Raw genomic sequence first — 2611 nt, 5'->3', positions numbered from 1 at the left:
TGTTGCTTGTTCAGATTCAACAGGTTATATCTATGATGCAGAAGGTATTGATGTGAGCGTCTTACAAGATTGTAAAGAAGTTAAACGTGCGCGTTTAACAGAGTATGTTGCTCAACGCCCGCAAGCTGTCTATTCTGAAGGATCAGTTTGGGATATCGATATCGACTATACTGTTGCATTACCATCTGCAACTCAGAATGAAATCGATTTAACACTTGCTAAAAAATTAGTGTCCCATGGCGTTAAAGCGGTAGCAGAAGGCGCGAACATGCCAACATCATTAGATGGTGTTGCTTATTTCCAAGAAAATGGTGTGTTATTTGCACCAGCTAAAGCTGCAAACGCAGGTGGTGTTGCAACTTCAGCGTTAGAAATGTCACAAAACAGCCAACGTCTTTCTTGGACATTTGAAGAGGTTGATGAAAAATTAAAAGAAATTATGCAAGATATCTACAAAACAATTAGTGATACTGCAAAAGAATATGGCAAAGAAGATGACTTGGTAACAGGTGCAAACATTGCTGGGTTCAAAAAAGTTGCAGATGCGATGGTTTCACAAGGTATTGTTTAAAATACCTATCATTAAATAAAAAAACCTTGTTACGTATTAGAAATGAAAATTCTCTAATGCCTGTGACAAGGTATTTTTTTCATTGCATTTTATGGTGGAATAAGGCATAATTATTTTGGTTACTAGTGATTAAATACTTATTTGTTGCTGTTTTTTAAAATCAAGTGAAATTTATCGCTAATTAAACTGAAATATAATTTTAAAAGCCATTCAAAAAAAACTAATTAATTCCAAAAAAAGATTCTCGCATCACTTTTTGGAAATTAAAAAAAATTAAATAAATATTTTTCTACGTGATTTAAAATTATTTGTCAAAATAGGATACTTTATTATGCTTTTCTTTTTTAGGAGCATAGTAAAATATCCTATTTTTTTTGTGTTAAAACAGTATCTATGTTGAGAGAAAAATACAAAAAATTACTGGTAAGATTAATTTAGCTAGTAAGTCCAATCAATAATAAAGATACGTAATGATAACTTGGCAGACAGAAAGTATTATTCAGATTACTTACTTAGTTGACTACTAAAAAAATTAAGGGAGATGTTTTTATGATTAAAACAAAACAATTTGGCAAAGTTTTGGCAATCAGTGCAATTTTAAATGCAAGTGTTATCGGAGGTACTACAGCAGTCTATGCAGCAGAGGGAAATGATGGTGCTGAATATTCATCAGATGCGGCGGTTAAATTCATTCCAAATACAGACCCAACAAAACCAATTGATCCAGAAGGTCCAGGAGTTGGCCCGGTTATTCCGATTGATCCACTAAACCCAGGTGGTCCAAATCCTGGTACAGATGGTCCTTTAAGTATTGATTTTGCATCAAGTTTACAATTTGGTACTCAAAAAATTGTTTCAACAGATGTAACGTACTACGCATATTCACAACAAGTTGTGAATCAAGCAGGTGAGACAATAAACAAACCAAACTATGTTCAAGTTTCTGATAACCGTGGTTCGGCTGCTGGTTGGAACTTAACAGTAAAACAAGAGGGTGAGTTTACAACAACAGAAGATGTTAAAAATAAAGACCTTAAGGGCTCAATGATTACGTTAGACGGTACAACTGCTTATACAGAAGGCACCGGATCAGAAGAACCGACTGTTTATAAAGGGTTAGATTTAATTCCTGGTGAGTCAGTGCAAGTTATGAGTGCTGCTAAAAACCAAGGTGAAGGGACCTGGGTTGCTCGTTTTGGTTCAAGTGAAACCGACTTGAAAGATGATGAAAAATCACTTGTTGAAGTGGGTGACGAGATGGTTGAACAAACAATTAACAAAAACCATAAAGTCAGTTTATTGGTCCCAGGTAAAATTGCTAAATCCGCAGCAAGTTATAAAACTAACCTAATTTGGACATTATCAGAAGTTGCAGGCAACGATGAAGAATAAGTAATATATGATGAAGATGGAGGCTTTTTATGAGTTTGAGAAAAAATATTTTAGTAATGACAACGCTAGTAATGATGGTACTGCAACTGATTTTAATACTACCAGTGAGTGCATCCGAATTTAATTTTGCCGTAGTCCCACAAAAACCAGGAAATCAAATTGATCTTAAAAAAGGCTATTTTGATTTGAAGATGACACCCGGTCAAGAGCAGCAACTTAGCGTTGCATTGACAAATTCAACGAATAAAGCCGTCAGTATTCATCCTAAAATAGCAATGACTACCACAAATGATAGTGGGGTTGTTGATTACAGTCCGTCAAAAAAGAAGGCTGATGAAACACTAAAATATAACATCGAAGATATTGTGACAACTGAGAAAAAAGTTATTATTGAAGCGGATTCTACTTATGTATTAAAGCTAATGGTTAAAATGCCAAAAGAGAGTTTTAAAGGTAGTATTACCGGCGGTTTATCGTTGCAAGAAGATGAGCCTGAAAAGAAAGTGGACACACAAACGAGCGGAATGGCAATCGATAATCGTTATGCCTACGTCGTCGGCTTATCATTACGTGAAGATTTAAAGCCAGTAAAACCAGAATTGAAGTTAAATAAAGTGGGACCTGCTCAAAGAAATTTTCGGAATGTGA

General features: G+C 34.9%; 3 protein-coding genes. All 3 read left to right on the top strand.

The window, feature by feature from the left end; all coding sequences use genetic code 11:
• Positions 1-571 (top strand): dehydrogenase family protein (locus IKV95_RS09930; RefSeq protein ID WP_483296364.1); only part of this gene is annotated, 571 nt, incomplete at its 5' end.
• Between the two features lie 549 nt (positions 572-1120).
• Entirely contained in the window at positions 1121-1963 is an 843-nt protein-coding gene (locus IKV95_RS09925) for a WxL domain-containing protein (RefSeq protein WP_287451750.1), read from the top strand.
• A 29-nt stretch (positions 1964-1992) separates the two neighbouring features.
• Positions 1993-2611 (top strand): DUF916 domain-containing protein (locus IKV95_RS09920; protein ID WP_287451748.1); only part of this gene is annotated, 619 nt, incomplete at its 3' end.

Source organism: Brochothrix sp. (assembly GCF_017549435.1).
In the GTDB taxonomy this organism is placed as follows: Bacteria; Bacillota; Bacilli; order Lactobacillales; family Listeriaceae; genus Brochothrix; species Brochothrix thermosphacta.
The sequence above is the reverse complement of the archived record's forward strand: the minus strand, read 5'-3'. Positions and strand labels throughout refer to the sequence as shown.